The organism is Mesonia oceanica, assembly GCF_902499555.1.
Classification (GTDB): domain Bacteria; phylum Bacteroidota; class Bacteroidia; order Flavobacteriales; family Flavobacteriaceae; genus Mesonia; species Mesonia oceanica.
In genome coordinates, this window is sequence record NZ_CABVMM010000001.1 from 1 (window position 1) to 18,287 (window position 18,287).

16 protein-coding genes are annotated in these 18,287 nt (G+C 32.4%); 4 read left to right on the top strand and 12 right to left on the bottom strand.

Annotated features, from left to right (window positions below):
- Window positions 1–127 precede the first annotated feature (127 nt).
- Window positions 128–2,857, top strand: coding sequence for an FIDD domain-containing protein (locus tag FVB9532_RS00005; RefSeq protein WP_150543161.1), 2,730 nt, complete (start codon window positions 128–130; stop codon window positions 2,855–2,857).
- A 56-nt stretch (window positions 2,858–2,913) separates the two neighbouring features.
- On the opposite strand, the gene FVB9532_RS00010 is transcribed toward FVB9532_RS00005, so the two are convergent.
- From FVB9532_RS00010 to FVB9532_RS00030, 5 genes are read right to left on the bottom strand one after another with little or no spacing between them, the layout of a single operon-like run.
- Window positions 2,914–4,002 (bottom strand): glycosyltransferase family 9 protein, encoded by a 1,089-nt coding sequence (locus tag FVB9532_RS00010; RefSeq protein ID WP_317132278.1) that lies wholly within the window; start codon window positions 4,000–4,002, stop codon window positions 2,914–2,916.
- A 54-nt stretch (window positions 4,003–4,056) separates the two neighbouring features.
- Entirely contained in the window at window positions 4,057–4,668 is a 612-nt protein-coding gene (locus tag FVB9532_RS00015) for a DUF4254 domain-containing protein (protein ID WP_150543162.1), read from the bottom strand.
- A 5-nt stretch (window positions 4,669–4,673) separates the two neighbouring features.
- Complete coding sequence (locus FVB9532_RS00020; protein WP_150543163.1) at window positions 4,674–5,672, bottom strand: DNA adenine methylase; 999 nt, start codon at window positions 5,670–5,672, stop codon at window positions 4,674–4,676.
- Window positions 5,669–6,307: a hypothetical protein gene (locus FVB9532_RS00025; RefSeq protein ID WP_228482222.1), complete on the bottom strand. Its 639-nt coding sequence runs from the start codon at window positions 6,305–6,307 to the stop codon at window positions 5,669–5,671. The genes FVB9532_RS00020 and FVB9532_RS00025 overlap by 4 nt, the downstream gene beginning before the upstream one ends.
- Window positions 6,304–7,233 carry a DUF6427 family protein gene (locus FVB9532_RS00030; protein ID WP_228482223.1) on the bottom strand — a complete coding sequence of 310 codons (930 nt, stop codon included), beginning with the start codon at window positions 7,231–7,233 and terminating at the stop codon, window positions 6,304–6,306. The genes FVB9532_RS00025 and FVB9532_RS00030 overlap by 4 nt, the downstream gene beginning before the upstream one ends.
- Before the next feature lie 48 nt (window positions 7,234–7,281).
- On the opposite strand from FVB9532_RS00030, the gene FVB9532_RS00035 reads away from it, so the two are divergent.
- Window positions 7,282–7,512 carry a DUF6341 family protein gene (locus FVB9532_RS00035; RefSeq protein ID WP_150543166.1) on the top strand — a complete coding sequence of 77 codons (231 nt, stop codon included), beginning with the start codon at window positions 7,282–7,284 and terminating at the stop codon, window positions 7,510–7,512.
- A 3-nt stretch (window positions 7,513–7,515) separates the two neighbouring features.
- Here the strand turns inward: FVB9532_RS00035 and purD are convergent, their stop codons facing one another.
- Window positions 7,516–8,790, bottom strand: a complete 1,275-nt coding sequence (gene purD, locus FVB9532_RS00040) for a phosphoribosylamine--glycine ligase (RefSeq protein ID WP_150543167.1) — start codon at window positions 8,788–8,790, stop codon at window positions 7,516–7,518.
- 79 nt (window positions 8,791–8,869) lie between these two features.
- Here purD and FVB9532_RS00045 point away from each other — a divergent pair, with 79 nt between their 5' ends.
- On the top strand, window positions 8,870–10,177 hold the full coding sequence (locus tag FVB9532_RS00045) for a phenylacetate--CoA ligase family protein (RefSeq protein WP_150543168.1): 1,308 nt from the start codon (window positions 8,870–8,872) through the stop codon (window positions 10,175–10,177).
- Window positions 10,174–11,346, top strand: a complete 1,173-nt coding sequence (locus FVB9532_RS00050) for a glycosyltransferase family 4 protein (RefSeq protein WP_150543169.1) — start codon at window positions 10,174–10,176, stop codon at window positions 11,344–11,346. Before FVB9532_RS00045 ends, FVB9532_RS00050 begins: the two co-directional genes overlap by 4 nt.
- Here FVB9532_RS00050 and FVB9532_RS00055 read toward each other — a convergent pair.
- Genes FVB9532_RS00055 through FVB9532_RS00080 form a run of 6 tightly spaced genes read right to left on the bottom strand, consistent with a single transcriptional unit; the run spans window position 11,343 to window position 18,283 of the window.
- Window positions 11,343–12,692, bottom strand: coding sequence for an undecaprenyl-phosphate glucose phosphotransferase (locus FVB9532_RS00055; RefSeq protein ID WP_150543170.1), 1,350 nt, complete (start codon window positions 12,690–12,692; stop codon window positions 11,343–11,345). The two genes, FVB9532_RS00050 and FVB9532_RS00055, sit on opposite strands and share 4 nt — an antisense overlap.
- Before the next feature lie 3 nt (window positions 12,693–12,695).
- Window positions 12,696–13,688 (bottom strand): UDP-glucuronic acid decarboxylase family protein, encoded by a 993-nt coding sequence (locus FVB9532_RS00060; RefSeq protein WP_150543171.1) that lies wholly within the window; start codon window positions 13,686–13,688, stop codon window positions 12,696–12,698.
- A 20-nt stretch (window positions 13,689–13,708) separates the two neighbouring features.
- On the bottom strand, window positions 13,709–15,127 hold the full coding sequence (locus FVB9532_RS00065; protein ID WP_150543172.1) for a UDP-glucose 6-dehydrogenase: 1,419 nt from the start codon (window positions 15,125–15,127) through the stop codon (window positions 13,709–13,711).
- Between the two features lie 4 nt (window positions 15,128–15,131).
- A complete protein-coding gene (locus tag FVB9532_RS00070; protein ID WP_150543173.1) occupies window positions 15,132–15,881 on the bottom strand; it encodes a WecB/TagA/CpsF family glycosyltransferase in 750 nt (249 codons plus the stop codon).
- Entirely contained in the window at window positions 15,871–17,046 is a 1,176-nt protein-coding gene (locus FVB9532_RS00075) for a hypothetical protein (protein ID WP_150543174.1), read from the bottom strand. Before FVB9532_RS00075 ends, FVB9532_RS00070 begins: the two co-directional genes overlap by 11 nt.
- Window positions 17,024–18,283: an O-antigen ligase family protein gene (locus tag FVB9532_RS00080; RefSeq protein ID WP_150543175.1), complete on the bottom strand. Its 1,260-nt coding sequence runs from the start codon at window positions 18,281–18,283 to the stop codon at window positions 17,024–17,026. Before FVB9532_RS00080 ends, FVB9532_RS00075 begins: the two co-directional genes overlap by 23 nt.
- Window positions 18,284–18,287: the final 4 nt, after the last annotated feature.

Genomic DNA, 18,287 nt, shown 5'->3' on the forward strand with positions numbered 1-18,287 from the left:
GTTCAGTGTGGAGTACCTCGAGCCCGGGGTGCCCACGGCAAGTGGGGCAATCGGCGTGCCCAGGCCTACGACCTTCAAGAACCATTTTACAATGAAAAGATGATAATAACTCAATAACTAATAACCGATGAAAAACAACTATTTTAAAATTGCATTACTGCTGTTTTGTATGGCTAGCTTGAATAGTTTTGCACAAAACACTTTACTCACAGAACTTACAGGAAACCCTGTGGTTACAGATGGATGGGTAGCCGAAACCAATACTCCAGGTGAAACCATAGAGGACCTCGTCGAAGGAGATGAAATTGTATTAACTCAAGCTCAAAACAGTGATCGTGCAGCTATCTATTATGAAGAACCTTATAGTTTAACTGAATGTGCTAATAAATGGAGGGTAGAATTTGATTTTAGGATGTATGACAGTGCTGGCGAACCTGCAGATGGTATAGCTTTTTGGTATATAGATGAACAGCCTGCACCCGGCGGAGAAGGTGGTGAAACTTTAAATATCCCTGACGATGCAAATGGACTAAAAGTTGCTTTTGATACTTATGATAATGATAATAACATAGGAGGAACAGATAACCCCGAAATTCAGGTAGGCTTTGGACCGGAATTTTCAGAGGCAGATCCTTTTAATTACCTTTTAAGATCTGAAGTGGTAGAAAGCCTGAGAAGTCCCGATTACCAGCATGCTACCATTATTTGGGACGATGGAAATGTAGAGGTTATCGTTGAAGGAACTACTTATATTAATGGTGTACCTCCCACTCAACCGGGAGCTGCTGATTTTGATACAGGATATTTTGGCTTTTCTGCCTCTACAGGAGGATTAAATGATAGACATAGCATTAAAAATGTTCAGGTATTTGTAAATGATGTGATTTTAGATTCTAATGATGAAACTATTGCACAATGTGATAATGATGGAGACGGTTTTGAAATTTTTGACTTAACTAGTGTTGAAGATAACATAACAACAAACCCTGAGCTATTTTTTATCTATTACAATACCTTAGAAGATGCAGAAGAAGGAAATAATTCAAATATAGATTTTGATATTATAGATTCTTATCCTAATTCAACCGCTTTTACAGACGAAACTATTTATGTAAGAGTAATAAATGTCTTTAATTGTTATGAAATAGCCGAAATTCAATTATTCTTACAAGATGTAAGTTTACTACAAGAAAGTATTGATATTTTAGGTGATTGCGATGATGACCAAGATCAACTAGTAAGTTTTAATTTAACTGATTATTCAACTTCATTTATAACTACGCCTACAGATTATAATATCACATTTTATACTGATTTAACAGGAGCACAGGATGAAGAACCATCAGCTTTAATTAATAATGCTACCGATTATTCTGTTACCGCAGGTTCAACAGAAATTGTTTTTATTAGAGTTGAAGATCCTACCACCGAATGTTTCGCTATAGGTGAAATAAACCTAGAGACGTCTGAAAGTCCACAAATTGTTAATTTACCAGATTTAAATGAATGCTTTAGTCCGGGAGAAACGTTAGTGTTTGATTTAACAGTGAACAATAGTGCGATTTTAGGATCTCAAGAAGCTAACAATTTTACAATTTCGTACTACCTCACGGAAACAGCCGCCACAAATGATGGTCCATCTATTACCTTCCCAAATCTCTTTACTTTAAACTCTACTGGATGTCAAACACTATATGCTAGAATCGAAAGTAATACAAATGAGTCTTGTTTTAGTGTAGGAAGCTTTGAAGTGTGTGGAAATTCAGTAGCTATAGGGAATTCTTCTAATTTGAACGCTTGTAACAATTCTATTGATTTAACTAGTAATGAAGCTGATTTATTAGATGGCGAAGACCCTAACGACTATAATATAACCTACTATAGCTCTCAAGAAAATGCTGATGACAGTACCAATGAGCTTACCGACGTTACTAATTTTAATGGTTGTCAAACGATTTATGTTAGGGTTGAAAGTGCTAACAATACTAGCTGTTATCAAACCACTACTTTTGAGGCTTGTGTAAAAGAGGTCAATGCAGGAACCGCTAATAATTTAACTGCTTGTACAGCTAATGATGATCTGACTAGTTTTGATTTAACCTTAACTGAAAATAGTATTCTTAATGGTGAGAATTATAGCCTTAGTTTTTATGAAAGTCAAACTGATGCTGAAAATTTTCAAAACGAAATTTCTACTCCCAATAACTATCAAGCTTTAAATGTTACACAAACTATTTATGTTAGGGTAGAAAACACGCCAAATAGTAACTGTTATGAAATTGTGAGTTTTGATATAGAGAACATTTCAGGAGTTTTTTCAAGTACTGAATTAAGCTTAGAAGTTTGTGAAAATGAATTTGACCAAATTGATTTAACTTCAACAGAAGCTGATTTAAATCTAACTCCAGAAGAAAGTATACAAGCTTATTATACCGATTTAAGCGATGCACAAAATCTTGAAAATGAAATTCCAAATCCATCTGCATATGCTGGAGCTAGTGAAAATGATGAATTCTTTGTAAGAATTGAAAATTCTATTGAAGATGTATGTTATACCATTGTTCAAATAAATTTAGCCCCTAAAATTTGTGATTTAATAATTCCTGATGGGTTTTCTCCTAATGCTGATGGAATGAATGACAAATTTAATATCTCAGGACTTTATGAAAACTATAATTTTAACCTTAAAATTTATTCTCTTTACGGAAGAGTAGTTTATGAGGGAAATAATAATAAACTCCCTTGGGACGGAAGTACTGGAGGAGACCTCTTACCTGTAGGAACATACTTTTATGTGTTGGATATTTCTGCTCCAGACAGAGAAGTACGTAAAGGTTGGGTTTATTTAAATTATTAAGAATTTTTCAGCAATAATAAAAAAGGGAAATAAATCAATTTATTTCCCTTTTACTTTTATAAAACTTCTTCAATTCTATTTAAAATTTCTGTCGGGGAAATACTTTGCATCACTTCTTCATAACCTTCTACATGCTTGTTTCCATAAATAGAAGTTGGTAATAAAGGATATTTTTCTAAGTCAGGTAAAAGCTGATTTTCTTTTGGTTGCTGGAAAGGAGCAAAACCAGCAAAGGGATGTGTAGCTCCCCAAACTGTTATTACGGGAATACCAAACATCGCGGCTAAATGTCCGTTTCCGCTATCCATAGACAACATTACATCCAAATTAGAAACGGTTTGCAGTTCTTCTTTAAAAGTTAATTTTCCAACCATGCTAATTACATTTTTATAGTTAGAGGCTAGCTTATTAAGCTGTGCTTCTTCGTGTTTGCCGCCCCCAAATAAAAGAATATCATATTTATTTTCTGCATCTAACTTAGCAATCACTTCTTCCATTTTTGAAAGCGGATACATTTTAGCCTTATGAGCTGCAAAGGGAGCAATACCAATCCATTTTCTGGGTTGCGTAAGTTTTTCTTTGATGAATTGCGGAATAGGATGCTTTTTCACCTCAACAGATACATTCAAATCTATTGGCAAACCTAACTCAGCAAAAACTTTGGCGTAGCGTTGATGTGTTGTCTTTAGTGGCTGAATATTTTTAGGGTGAAGTTTTGTTAATTCTTTTTTCTCTGCCCTACCCTTATCAATCACAGCAGATTTAATTCCGAAGAAAAAGAAAAAAAAACGTAGAATTTTAGTTCTTAGCACATTGTGCAAATCGGCTACTGCGTGTAATCGAAGAGATTGAAGTTCTCTAGCTAACTTCCAAAGCCCAAAAATTCCTTTATGCTTTGTATTAACTTCAGCAGAAACAATAGTTACACCGGGAACTTCTTCAAAAATAGGATGAAAAAAGGGCTTGGTTAAAACGGTAATTTTCAATCGAGGATAGGTTTTTACCAGCCTTTGTAAAACAGGCACTGTCATCGCCACATCTCCCATGGCCGAAAGCCTAATGACTAATAGCTGAAAATCCTCTTCTGCCTTCGGCATTTCAGCAGATAGGGAAGAAATAGTTTTGTCTTTTGAAGTTTTCCCCATTTGATTGAGCAAACCTCACCGATTTAGAAAACCAGTGAGGTTTATTTACCTATCTTATTTCTTTTTACCACGAAGAACAGGATTCAATTCATCGTCATTGTACATTTTCATTTGCTTATACACTTTCATGTATTTATCTCCATTTTCAATATCTTCCAATAATTGATTAATAGCAGAAGATAAATCTACTCTTTGTTCTAATAATATATCAAGTTTTGCCTGACAAGCCATTTGATGTTCTTGAGAAGCATCATCACGGGTCGCTTCTTCATTCATATGATAAATCTTCAATGCCAAAATAGAAAGCCTGTCTATAGCCCACGCAGGACTTTCTGTGTTGATGGTAGCAGTTTCTTTAACGCCTACATCTTTGTATTTATCTAAAAAATAACTATCGATGTATTCTACCATATCTGTTCTATCTTGGTTAGAAGCATCAATCTGACGTTTCAATTTTAAAGCAGAAACAGGATCTATTTCCGGGTCGCGAATAATATCTTCATAATGCCATTGTACGGTGTCTATCCAACATTTTCTGTATAATAAATGCTGAATAAGGTCTTTTGTTTCATCGTAAGGATTTTCAAAAGCTTGGTCTACCGTGTTGAGCACATGATATTTTTCGATTACCTCTTCAAAAATGTGATTTGCTTTATCTGAAAACATATATTTTATTTTTCTAAAATGTGTAAATATTCTATTGTTTGATTGGCTTTATGGTTACGGTTTTCTGTTTTATCGGCTTTAAAACGTTGATAGTTTTTGCTAGCCAAACTATATTTACCGTATTTGCTCATAATTGTTTGTATTACTTCCGGTGGCATTAAACCTTCATTATTGTAACTTAAAAAAATATAAGAAAATTTTGCTTGCTTGATTAATTCTTCAAACTCGATAGCTACTTCTTTTTTCTTACAATATACCGATTTATAATAACCCCGTAAACCGGTTTTACCTTTGGGTGCAAAGGTATCATATTTTGCAATAGTAGTAAGCAAATGATAATTAGCTCCATACTGCCGGGCATTATAGGGCGGGTCTAAATACAATATATCTCCTTCTATCTGCTGTATTAATTTATTGGCATCTTCCTGAAATACTTGATGAGTATTTTTCGTTTTTACAAATCCTGCGGGTTGAATAACTAATTCTTTTGCTGCGGAAGTTTTTATTTTTTTTAGAAAAGCTCCGTAAACCGAAGCGGTATTGGCCACCTTATCGGCACTCTCTAATAAGGAAGCTAGAAGAAAATAATAAAGATTTTCTGAAATTTCTGTGGAAGCTTTCCAGGTTTCAATTTGTTGTCTGCAAGCATCGATTTTTTCAGCATTCTTTTTAGAGAAAAACAAACGATCGGCCTTTCCGTTTTCTCCGTATTCTTCAGCGATGAATCCTTTTTTGGTTTCTAATTCATTCAACTGTTGAATATAGTTTTCTGCATAAGGAATTTCTCGATGGTTTTCAATGTAATTTTTTAGTAATACAAAGCTGTAGAATTCAATATCATTGGCAATTACTTGTTTTACGAGAGGTTTGAAAGTTCTTCCTACAATTCCTGTTCCTGCAAAAAGGTCACAAAAAACAAGTTGGGAAAGCGGCTGTTGAATGGTGTTTTCGACAACTTCCAGAATCCAAGAAGAGAGTTTGTTTTTAGACCCGATGTAATTCATTTAACCGCCCAAATTATATCTGAATAGATGGTTTTATTATTCAGTTGAAGTTGTTCTAATGTTGAAGCATCAAAGGTAGAAACATATTTTTGAATGCATTGTTTTAAAAGACTGATTTCTGCTTTTAATTTCCAATGTTCCCCATCTTCTGCATAGGTCACAATAAATAATCGGTTTTCTAAATGTTTGCGTTGTTGTTGACTTTGATTTTTATACAACCAATACAATAAATCTTCGTGGTGATGTTGGGCATAATAGAGGGTTTGCTTATAAGCTTCAGGAAAAACAGAAGTTTTATGGTCAAAATCAATTCCTCGTAAATTAAAATCGACCAACCGGTCTTTGTGATTTAAAGATGGTGTTACTCCATCAATTTCAGTAAAAATTTGTTCAACAGCCATCGCACTCCAAAAGTTAAACCACCTATTGGCTGCATAATTAAAGAGTTCTCTCTTGTTTAACCCATAAGCTTCAGTAGTGGCTTTCATTGCCTCAACTACTGCTTCCCAAGAAGGAAAGTCGTAGATAAAATTGGTATAATTATCCCATTTATCGGTTTGCTTTTTACCCCATTGATATGGATAGGGCAAACGCTGTTTTAATTGACTCTCAATGTAAACTAAATCTAAACTCAAAAGGCTATAAAAGGCACTAAAACGGTTAATAATACTAAGGATACCAATAATACTTCTTTAAAGATATATTCTCCTTTTTGCTCAAAATAATTGGCTCCCATAATACAAACCGGCAAAATAAAAAAAAGTAGTTCAGAACCATTTTTATGTGGTGAAAGAATAATGACCAAGATAGAAACTAACCAAGCTGCAAGTACTAAATAAAGTGTTGCCTTTAATCTTCTAGTAGCATTTTGCAAGCTTTTTAAAAAGTAAAATAACGCCCATATATTAAAGGTTAAGAGTACGCTTATCGGCACTATTATCTTTGCTGAATGATAATTTGAAAAACTTAATACAGGAACACTAAATGAAGATAATGGAAGAAAAAAACTTTCGTAAACAAGCAAACTGAAACAGGTTTCTATAATATATACAGCCATTAAGGCTACAAATGGAATTAACCAATTTTTAAAATCGGTATTGGCATAGAGTAGAATCCCGAAAAATGGTAAGATGATGAATAAGATACTTTCAGGATAAAACAGATAAGCAAAACCCACCCAAAAAGAGGCATCAAAGAGTTTCTTTTTAATATGAATTCCCGATCGTAAACTTACTACCCTTCTTAGGCTTAATAAGATAAACAGTCCAGAAATTAAAACATTACTTGATTTTAAAATGGGTAAAAACATCATGCTAAAAACCGCAAAGAAGAAAATGGTGTAAGTATTTCTTTTGGTTACCCTATTTCTTTTAACGATAAAGTTGATAAGTACCATTAAAAATAAATAAACCAATAAGAGGCCTACCTTTTTTAAGGTATATGACACAGAAATTGTTTTATCTACAATAAAGAAATTAACAAACAAAAAATAAAACACCATTAAAAAGCCTACTAATAAGAAATTGATAGGTTTAGATTTATTAAAAAAGCTTGTTAACATTGTGTAATTTATTACTTTTGTATCTAAATTATATTAAAGTTTCTTCTAATGAAAGATTTTTTTGAATTTATAGAATATATTTTTGTAGATATTCTTTTTAAACCATTAGATTGGTTGAGAGAACTTCAATTAGATAGTTGGGCAGCAGCAAATGCTTTAAACTGGATATTTATAATTATAGGAATCATTGCCTTTTGTTACTGGTTAAAGCAATTACGTGGTTTTGCTGATGAGGAGCACAAAAGACAAGAAAAATACTTTGGCAAGTACTGGAACTAAAAATTAGTTCAAGTCCTTACCTAAGTCTTTACGATAATACATCTTATCAAAATGAAGTTTTTCTACATTTTGATAAGATTTTTTTAGTGCTTTATTGTAATCTTCTCCAAAGGAAGTAATAGCAATCACTCGACCTCCATTGGTCACTACTTTGCCATTTTCTTCTTTAGTACCAGCGTGAAACACGATAGAATCTTTGATGTTTTCTATTCCGGTGATTTCTTTTCCTTTTTCATAGGCTTCAGGATAACCCCCAGAAACCGTCATTACCGTTGTTGCAGCTCTTTCATCTATTTCTAAAGAAGCTTCATCTAATTTTCCTTCAGCTACTTTATCTAACAATGCTACTAAATCAGTTTTGATTCTTGGTAAAACCACTTCGGTTTCAGGATCGCCCATCCGCACGTTATATTCAATTACATACGGATTGTCTTCTACTTTAATTAATCCTATAAACACAAATCCTTTATACTCTATATTTTCTTGTTGTAAACCATTGATGGTAGGTTTTACGATTCGGTCTTCTATTTTTTGCATCAACTCTTCATTAGCAAATGGGACCGGGGAAATGGCTCCCATCCCTCCTGTATTTAAACCTGTATCACCTTCGCCAATTCGTTTATAATCTTTTGCAGTGGGAAGGATTTTATAGTTTTTCCCGTCGGTAAGTACAAAAACACTTAGTTCTATCCCATCTAAAAACTCTTCAATAACTACGGTTTTACTCGCTTCACCAAATTTTTCGTTGGTTAGCATATTTTCCAGCTCCTGCTTGGCTTCTTCTAAGTTATCTAAAATTAAAACTCCTTTTCCTGCCGCTAATCCATCGGCTTTTAAAACGTAAGGGGCTTTTAGGGTTTCTAAGAATTTTTTTCCGGCCTCTACACTTTTCACCGTAAAACTTTCATAAGCTGCAGTGGGAATATTATACATGGCCATAAATTCTTTTGCCCGTTCTTTACTTCCCTCTAATAAAGCTCCTTTTTTAGAAGGACCAATAACTTTTACATTTTTTAAAGCTGAATCTTGCTGAAAGAAATCGTAAATACCCTCTACTAAAGGATCTTCTGGACCAACAACTACCATATGAATATCTTTTTCGAGAACTGTTTGTTTTACAGCTTCAAAATCGGTCACACTTAGGGGAATATTTTCTGCTATTTCACTTGTTCCTGCATTCCCTGGCGCAACATACAACTTTTCGCATTGTTCGCTTTGGGCTATTTTATAAGTGAAGGTATGTTCTCTTCCGCCAGAACCTAATACAAGAATATTCATATTTTAAATTTTTATTAGAAGCCCCAAAAATAAATGTTTGTAAATTGACGCCCTAATGTTTTTATAAAAAATAAGGAGATTGAATTGGTTTGATTTTACGCTAAAATTAAAAGGTTTTCCCATTGAGGAAGCAAAAGTTCATTTAGATAAAATTCAAGCTATTCCAGAAGAAAATTATGCCGATTATATCGAAGCAAAAAAACAAGAAATTTTAGAATTTCATCTTCAGCATAATTCATTCTACAAAAATTTAGTAATAGATAAAAAGATTGAAAAGTGGGAAGATTTACCAATTCTCACCAAAAAAGATCTTCAACAGCCACTGCAAGACAGACTAAGTGAAGGTTATTCTACAAAAAATGTATATATCAATAAAACCTCGGGTTCTAGCGGGCATCCGTTTGTTTTTGCTAAAGACAAGTTTTCTCATGCGTTAACATGGTCTGTTATATTTAATAGGTTTGGTTGGTTTGGACTCGACTTTAATTCGTCCTTTCAAGCTAGGTTTTACGGTATTCCGCTAGATAAATTCGGCTATTACAAAGAGCGTTTAAAAGACAAAATGGCCACTCGTTATCGCTTCCCTATTTTTAATTTAAACGATGAAAAACTAAAAGGTTTTTTAGCTGAATTTTATAAGAAGAAATTTAATTATATTAATGGTTATACCAGTTCTATTGAATTGTTTGCCAAATATCTACGAAAGAAAAATATTATTTTGAAAGATGTTTGCCCTACTCTAAAAGTCTGCATCGTAACCAGTGAAATGCTTTTTCCCGAGACCAAAAAACTTTTAGAGAACCAATTTGGTATTCCTGTTGTTAATGAATATGGTGCAAGCGAATTAGATTTATTGGCTTTTCAAAACCCTAAAGATGAATGGGTATTGAATAATGAAAGTCTTTATATAGAGGTAGTAAATAAAAATAACCAACCTCTCCCTTATGGAAGTGAAGGGAAAATTATCGTTACTTCTCTATACAATAAAGCGCATCCATTTATAAGGTATGAGCTTGGAGATTTGGGCGTTATTAGTGAAAAAAGTACGGCCAAACATCAGTTCCTGCAAAAGCTCACCGGTAGAACCAATGATGTGGCCAAACTTCCAAGTGGGAAAATAGTTCCTGGGCTTACTTTTTACTATGTTACCAAAAGCATTATTGAAGATGGTAGCGAAGTGAAAGAGTTTGTGATCAAGCAAAAAGAAAAAGATACATTTGAAATCACCTATGTTTCTTCCGAAGAAATTTCAGCAGAAAAAGAAAACGAAATTAAAGCTTCTATTGAAAAGTATCTTGAAAAAGGGCTAACACTTCAACTAAATAGAGTTGATGTTTTAAAACGTAAGAAAAGTGGCAAACTAAAGCAATTTGAATCTTTAATATGAAGGAAATTACCATTATAACAAATTACTTTCCTCCAGAAACCGGTGCAGCCTCTAACCGAATTGCAAAAATGGCTTTAGGACTTCAGGAACGTGGTTTTGAAGTTTCTGTGGTTTGTCCATTACCAAATTATCCTAAAGGAAAAATTTTTAAGGAATATCAAGGAAAAATTGCTGTTACAGAAACTTACGAAGGAATTGAGGTAAATAGATTATGGGTTTATGCTAACAACTCAGGTAATAAGTTTAAACGCTTATTAGGGATGGTCTCTTTCTCTATAAGTTTCTTTTTCTTTTCTATTTTCAGAAACCGTAAAATTGCCCGAATGGTTATTATTCAAAGTCCTCCTCTAATAATTGCTCACGCCGCGTTACGGTTTTTATCTAAAAAGAAACGAAAGTTGATCTTAAATGTTTCTGACTTATGGCCATCTGCAGGATATGAACTTGGAGCTATTAAAAAAGGTAAAACCTACAATCTTTTAGAAAAAATAGAAAAATTCAATTATCAAAAACCTCAACTTGTTTTAGGTCAATCTAAAGAAATTTTAGAACGTATAAAAAGCATTGTCCCACAGCAAGACACTTTATTATATCGAAATTTTCCGCAAGCTTCCTATAAACCTCAACCTGCGAAAGTTTCAGCAAAAAAGCCTGTAAAAATTATTTACGCAGGACTTCTAGGTATTGCCCAAGGAATTTTGAAACTCTGTCAGCAAATTGAACTTCAAGAAGCAGAATTGCATATTTATGGAGCCGGAGCAGAGCAAGAAGCTATTGAAGATTTTATAGCTATTACGCAAAAGCCAATTATTTATCACGGAGAAGTTAAACGTGAAAAACTTCTTCAGTTATTAAATGATTTTGATTTGGCTATTGTTCCTTTAGTTAAAAGTATTTATGGCTCTACCCCTTCTAAAATATACGAGATGGCCCACAATAAGCTTCCAATAATTTATTTTGCAGGGGGAGAAGGAGAAGAAATAGTTAACAACCATAACTTAGGCTATGTGATTGAGCCTGGAAATTTCTTAGCATTAAATAGACTTATAAAAAAATTAAACTTAACCGAAGTATATCAGTTGAAAAAACATATAGAAGAAACGGCTATTTCCAGTTTTAATATTGAACTACAGCTCGATATACTAAGTGAAAAATTAGAGAAAACCTAATAGGCTTTATCTTCTCCTTTTAAAGTATTAAAAACTGTTTGAAAAATTATTTTTATATCTAGAAGTAGAGACCAATTTTCTAAGTAAAAAATATCATACTTTACGCGGTTAATAATATCATTTTCTGTTTCAACTTCCCCACGGTAACCACTAACCTGCGCTAAACCTGTAATACCGGGTTTCACAAAATGCCTTACCATAAATTTATCGATACGCTCTGCATACATATGGGTATGACTTACCATATGAGGCCTAGGGCCAACTATAGACATATCCCCAAACAGAACATTAATAAACTGAGGAAGTTCGTCTATACTGGTTTTCCTTAAAAACTTACCAACATTAGTTATTCTTTTGTCATTTCTACTTACTTGATGGATATTCGCATCAGGATTAATGCGCATAGATCTATACTTGTAGCAATAAAATTCTTTATAATCAAGTCCGTTTCTTTTTTGTCTAAAAAATACGGGCCCTTTAGACTCTAATTTAATAAGAATTGCCAAAATTGGGCTAAGCCATGACAAGATACCTATAATCACGAGTAACGATAATACAATATCAAAACTTCTTTTAATAAATTGGTTTAAAGGATCTTCTATTGGAATATCACGTAACGATAAGATAGGTAAATATCCATAGTATTCCATTTTCATGCGACGGGTATAGATTTCTTTATTATCCGGAAGAAATTTTAAGACTTTAAGATTATTATCTGCAAAATCAATTAAATCACTTATTTCTTTATTGGTAAGGGAAGTTACTGAGCAATATATTTCATCTATTTTCTCTTCTATAATAAATTCAAAACAATTTTCTAAAGTGTCATTTTTCTTTAGGTCAAATATAGCTTTGCATTGATAACCATATTCTTGGTTAGTTTGAAAGAAATCTATTAATCTCTTCGTTCTTATTGTTTTTCCTATTACTACCGTACGTCTATAATTACCTCCTAAATTTTTTCTATATCTTTTTAATAAATAAAAAATTGAGAGTTTGACTATAAGAATGACCGATAAAACTTTAACTGAATAAACAAGTATTCTTGAGGCCGGTCTGCTTAATTCTTCAAAAAAACCGAAAAAGGCAAAAACTAAAAGTATAAATAGACCTGCCTGTAAAAATGCTAATGAAAATATCCGAATGACTTTGGTAAATCTATAAATTTCGTAGAATTGAGATTTAATAGAGAGTATTAACCATCCAATAGATATGAAAATTGCATAGTTAAAATAATCAATAATTTCAAACTGAAACTGAAGGGCAAAAAGCAAAATAATAGCTAAATCTATAAGATAAGCCATTGGTCTTAGATAACCCGAATACCTACCCTGCTTTATTACCATATATTATTTTCTTATATGACTTGAAAAATCTTTGTGTTCTTTTTTTTGAAGCTCTTCTTTGGATAAACCTTTAAAATATTCATAGGTAATTTTCATCCCTTCTGAACGCTTCACTTTTGGTTCCCAATTAAGAATTTCTTTTGCTCTCGTAATATCCGGTTGACGTTGCATAGGATCATCCTTAGGCAATGGTCTGTATACTACCTTTTGATTAGTTTGAGTAAGTTTAATTATTTCTTCAGCAAAATCTTTAATGGTAATTTCGTGAGGGTTACCAATATTTACAGGATTGGAATAATCACTAAATAATAATTTGTAAATTCCCTCCACCTGATCATCTACAAAACAAAAAGATCTTGTTTGTAAACCATTGCCAAACACAGTTAAATCTTCTCCTCTTAGCGCTTGTCCAATAAAAGCAGGAATAACCCTCCCATCATTTAAGCGCATTCTAGGGCCATAAGTATTAAATATCCTTACTATTCTAGTTTCTATCCCATGAAAACGATGATAAGCCATCGTTATCGATTCTTGAAAACGTTTAGCTTCATCATAAACACCCCGTGGACCAATAGTATTTACATTTCCGTAATAATCTTCATTTTGAGGATGCTCCAATGGGTCTCCATAAACTTCAGAAGTACTCGCTATTAATATTCTAGCATTTTTTTCTTTCGCTAAACCCAAAAGGTTATGTGTTCCCAAACTTCCTACTTTTAAAGTCTGAATTGGAATCTTTAAATAATCTATAGGACTTGCTGGAGACGCAAAGTGTAAGATATAATCTAATTTACCTGCTACATGAACAAATTTACTTACATCATGATGATAAAACTCAAAATCTTCCCTCTTAAAAAGATGTTCTATATTTTTTAGATCTCCGGTAATTAGGTTATCCATTGCTAATACAGAAAAGCCTTCATCTATAAATTTATCACATAGATGAGACCCTAAAAACCCGGCAGCTCCTGTTATTAAAACTCTCTTTTTATTCATGGAAAATATGCTTGTATTAATTATATTTCAGGGTTTTTTCCGCTCCCTATTTTGTAACAAACAAATCCTATTTTTTCTAAAGCATCAGTGTCTAAAATCCCTCTTCCATCAAAAAGGAAAGCCGGCTTTTGCATTTGATCGTATAGTTTTTGCCAATCGTAAGTTTTAAACTCATCCCATTCTGTTAAAACCGCAATAGCATGCGCATCTTTACAAGCCTCATAAGGGTTGTTAAAAACGCTTACTCCTTCTCTGTTTTCTTCAGAAGATCGGGTATTTAAATAATCTAAATCGGCATACATTTGTTCTTCAGATACCTTAGGATCATAAACAGCAACTTTAGATTGTTCATTTAATAATTCATCTGCCACATAAATAGCGGCAGATTCACGGGTATCATTCGTATCTTTTTTAAAGGCCCAACCTAAAAATGCTATCTTTTTTCCTGAAACCGTATTAAATAATGTGCTAATTATATTATGGGCAAATCTTCTTTTTTGATGATCGTTCATAATAATCACCTGCTCCCAATAATCGGCTACTTCATTTAAACCATAGGTTTTGGCAATATAAACGAGATTTAATATGTCTTTTTGAAAACAAGATCCTCCAAAACCAACGGAAGCTTTCAAGAATTTTGATCCTATTCTTGAATCCATTCCAATAGCTTTTGCTACTTCATTTACATCGGCTTCTGTTTTTTCACACAATTCTGAAAGCGAATTAATAGAAGAAACCCTTTGTGCTAAAAATGCATTGGCCGTAAGTTTAGATAATTCTGAAGACCAAACATTTGTAGTTAATATTTGCTTTTGGGGCACCCAATTTGCATATACACTTGCTAATGCTTGAATTGCTTTTTTGCCTTCAGCCGTTGAAGTATCGCCACCTATAAGTACACGATCCGGATCTAATAAATCTTCAATGGCGGTACCTTCTGCTAAAAACTCTGGATTGGATAAAATTTGGAACTTAACCTCACTACCATTCCCGGTATTGTCTAAAATACTTTTAATGGCTGAAGCAGTTCTTACAGGTAAGGTAGATTTTTCAATGACAATTTTATCTGAAGTGGCTACTCTAGCAATTTGCCTTGCACAAAGTTCAATGTATTTTAAATCAGCTGCCATCCCTTTACCTTTACCATAGGTTTTGGTAGGTGTATTTACAGAAATAAAAATCATATCAGCAGCATCAATAGCTTTGTCTACTTCTGTGGAGAAGAATAAGTTTCTTCCTCTTGCTTCTTCTACCACTTTATCTAAACCGGGTTCATAAACAGGAAGCTTACTCAAATCTTCATCGTTCCAAGCAGCTATTCTTTTTTCATTAATATCTACTACAGTCACATTAATATGCGGACATTTTTGAGCGATAACTGCCATTGTTGGACCTCCTACGTATCCTGCTCCAATACAACAAATATGTTTAATATCCATTATTTTATTTTCTGCTTAACTTCAATTTTTCTTTAATCACCAAATATATAAACTTTATATTTCCCAAAAGGTACCTTCTCCACATTCGTCTTGGTTCTTGTATAAACCTATAAAACCACTCCAAACCTACATTTTGCATCCACTTAGGAGCTCGCTTTGTTTTTCCTGCCAAAACATCAAAACTGCCCCCGACTCCCATTATAAAATTTAAAGCGCTTAATTTTACTTTGTATTTATTTAAAAAAATCTCTTTTTTTGGAGAACTCATGGCTACAAATAACATTTGGGCTCCGCTATTAGCTATTTCATTTACAATTGCTTGCTCTTGATCTTTGCGAAAATAGCCGTGGTGAGCACCTGCAACAATATTAGAAGAATATTCGGTTTCTATTTTATATATCAACTTTGTAACAACTTCATCTTTTGCTCCTAATAAGTAAATTTTATAGTCGTTACGGTAAGCAAATTCAATAAGATTGGAAAATAAGTCGATTCCTGCTACTCTTTCTTTTAATGGTTTATTTAAAATTTTAGAAGCCCATATCACCGCTTGTCCATCGGCATTAATAATATCGGCCTCATTTACTCCCTTTTTTAATTCTTCATCTGTTTGGAGGGCAACGATTTTACCTGCGTTGACCACCGTATGGTGAAGCAATTTTTTATTGTGAATTGCCTTAGAAACTTCATTTAAAGTTTCTTTCATCGTGAGGTTGTCTATTTGCGTGTTGAGAATATGGATTCTATTTGCCATTAGTTTTAGTTATCTCCATTAGTTCTTTCTTATTAGTTTTTAGAATTGAAAGCTTTAAAACAATCAAATAAATGGGAACACTGGCATTATAAAAAAAATTTCCCGCTACAAAAGTAACAGCAAATAATAAAAGAAACATTTTTAGAAGTAATGAATTAACTTTAAAGGTGAAAAAACTTTTTATGAATGTGTACGCAAAAACTATCACTCCAATAATTCCAAAAAATAAAAACAAATCTATGTATTCAAGTTGCGGTCTAATTCCAGGGCTATCTATACCTCCAACAAAATAGTTGAAAATACTCCAGTTTTGTTCAATGTAAGGCAAAGTGTATTCTTGAAGAGCTTGGTTTCTATGCGATAAAATAGCAGTAACCCAACCATCTTCTTTTACAATAGTTTTGAAAATTCCTGAGGAAAGAAAAATATATCCTCCAATTATAACCAACAATACCAATAATATAGTTAATAAAATTTTTGTTCTTCTATTTCTTATAAACGTAAAGCCCAGATAACCAAAAATAAAAAACAAACTCAAGTAAACAGATTTGGTACCTATAAAACAACTCGCAGCAATAGCTAGCCACCAATCTATTCTGGAAAGAACCTGTAATTTATATTTATTTAAGTAATATATGAATGCAGTAATATAAAAATAGGTGCTAATAGAGCTAGCCATAAAAAGTCCATTATAACCAAATCTACCGCCATGGTAAGTAGATAAATAATCTAACTGAAATATTAACCCTAAAATTATAATAATACTATTAATCACTATTAAGGTTTCAAATATTTTTTCAATCCTACTTATGGTTGCTATATTAACAATTGGTTTTGACGAAAAAATTATTAATAGAATAAAGAAAAAGTATCTAGAATAGGCAATTAATGAAATTTTAGTAAATGATTCTTCTAAAAAAAATTGTCCTATCACAAAACATAAAAATAAAATTAGTAGTGATATTAATTTTTTAGGGCTATTTATTAGCAGATAAAACCCTGCTATAAAAAAGATCAAAAACTTAGTTAATTTTTGTAAGAAAAATGTTTCTCCCTGAGTAAAAAAAAATATCTTATTAAAGCCTTCTACAACAAAAAACATTAATAGAAAATACAAGATTAAAGAAGAAGCCTGTAGACTTTTAAATTTTTGAAGTAGAATCATCCCGATGCTTTAAGTAAAAGTTTTCCATAGACATAATTGTTCCGAAAATAGCAATAAAGTTAATTCCCATATTCCTGTCTAAGACATTTTCTACAAGAAAAACCCAAAAAACCATCATCAAGAAAGATAACGATAATAAATTCTGAAATTTAAATGAGTAATATATATTCCTGAAAAAGTATATGAGTAAGGCCATTGTGCCTATTATTCCAAATTTAATTGCGTAGCTCAAAAACTGATTATGGATGTTATAATTTTTTCTTATCGACTCTTTTAAATTATATTTTTTATATAATTTAAGTAATTGAACGGTTTCTTGTCCAGTACCTACTCCCAATAGTGGATGATCTTTTATAAGCGAAACACCTAATTTCCATCTTGCCAGACGACTATCGCTCAAATTTTCATTTTTATCCTGTTTTCTCTGATTACTAAGCTCCCATTTAACTCCATCAATGGTTTTTTTATAAATCAAGGTTCCATCTAATTCCGGTAGGATGAGCATTATAAAAATTAATAGAAGTGTAATGATTGAAACAAAAACTTTAAATGCAGTACTATTAATGAGGTAAAGAAGAATTAATAGGATAGATGACCAATAAACTATTCTTGAAGCTAAAAAAACAATAGCGATTACTAATAACGCAAAGGTTATTATTTTAAAGCTTTTGGATGTGCTTATGTTATTATTAAACAATAATATAGCTAATCCCATATTATAATAAAGACCTAAGTATATAGGATGAAAATCTAATGGGGCAGTAAAATTTTCACCCGTAAAATTTATATTTAAAATTTCTAAGAATTCTTTTTCAACTAAAAAAAAATTATAAAAGTTATTGATAATTAAAAATAATGCGCTTAAAGCAGCTCCGATCAATAATCCTTCGCTTGCGGTTTTTTTAAGTTTTTCAATATTTATATCTTTTCTAAGTCCTAAGAAAGGTAACAACCCTAAAAAAGCATATTTATAAACTTCTGCGAAACCTTGACTAAAATTTGCTGAATAGACCAGCCCAATAATCAACGGGATAAAAAGAATTAGTGGTGAAAAACTAATAAAGGGAATAATTCTTTGTTTAAGCTTTGAACCGTATAAAATTAAAGAAATACAATTCGTGATTATTATTCCTATAATCCCAACATTGCTAAGTCCCGTTTTAAAAGGAAGGAAAAAGCATCCTAAAAAAAGACAGGTGTAAGTAATCCATTTTATATATGCTCCAATTCCTAGCAAAATG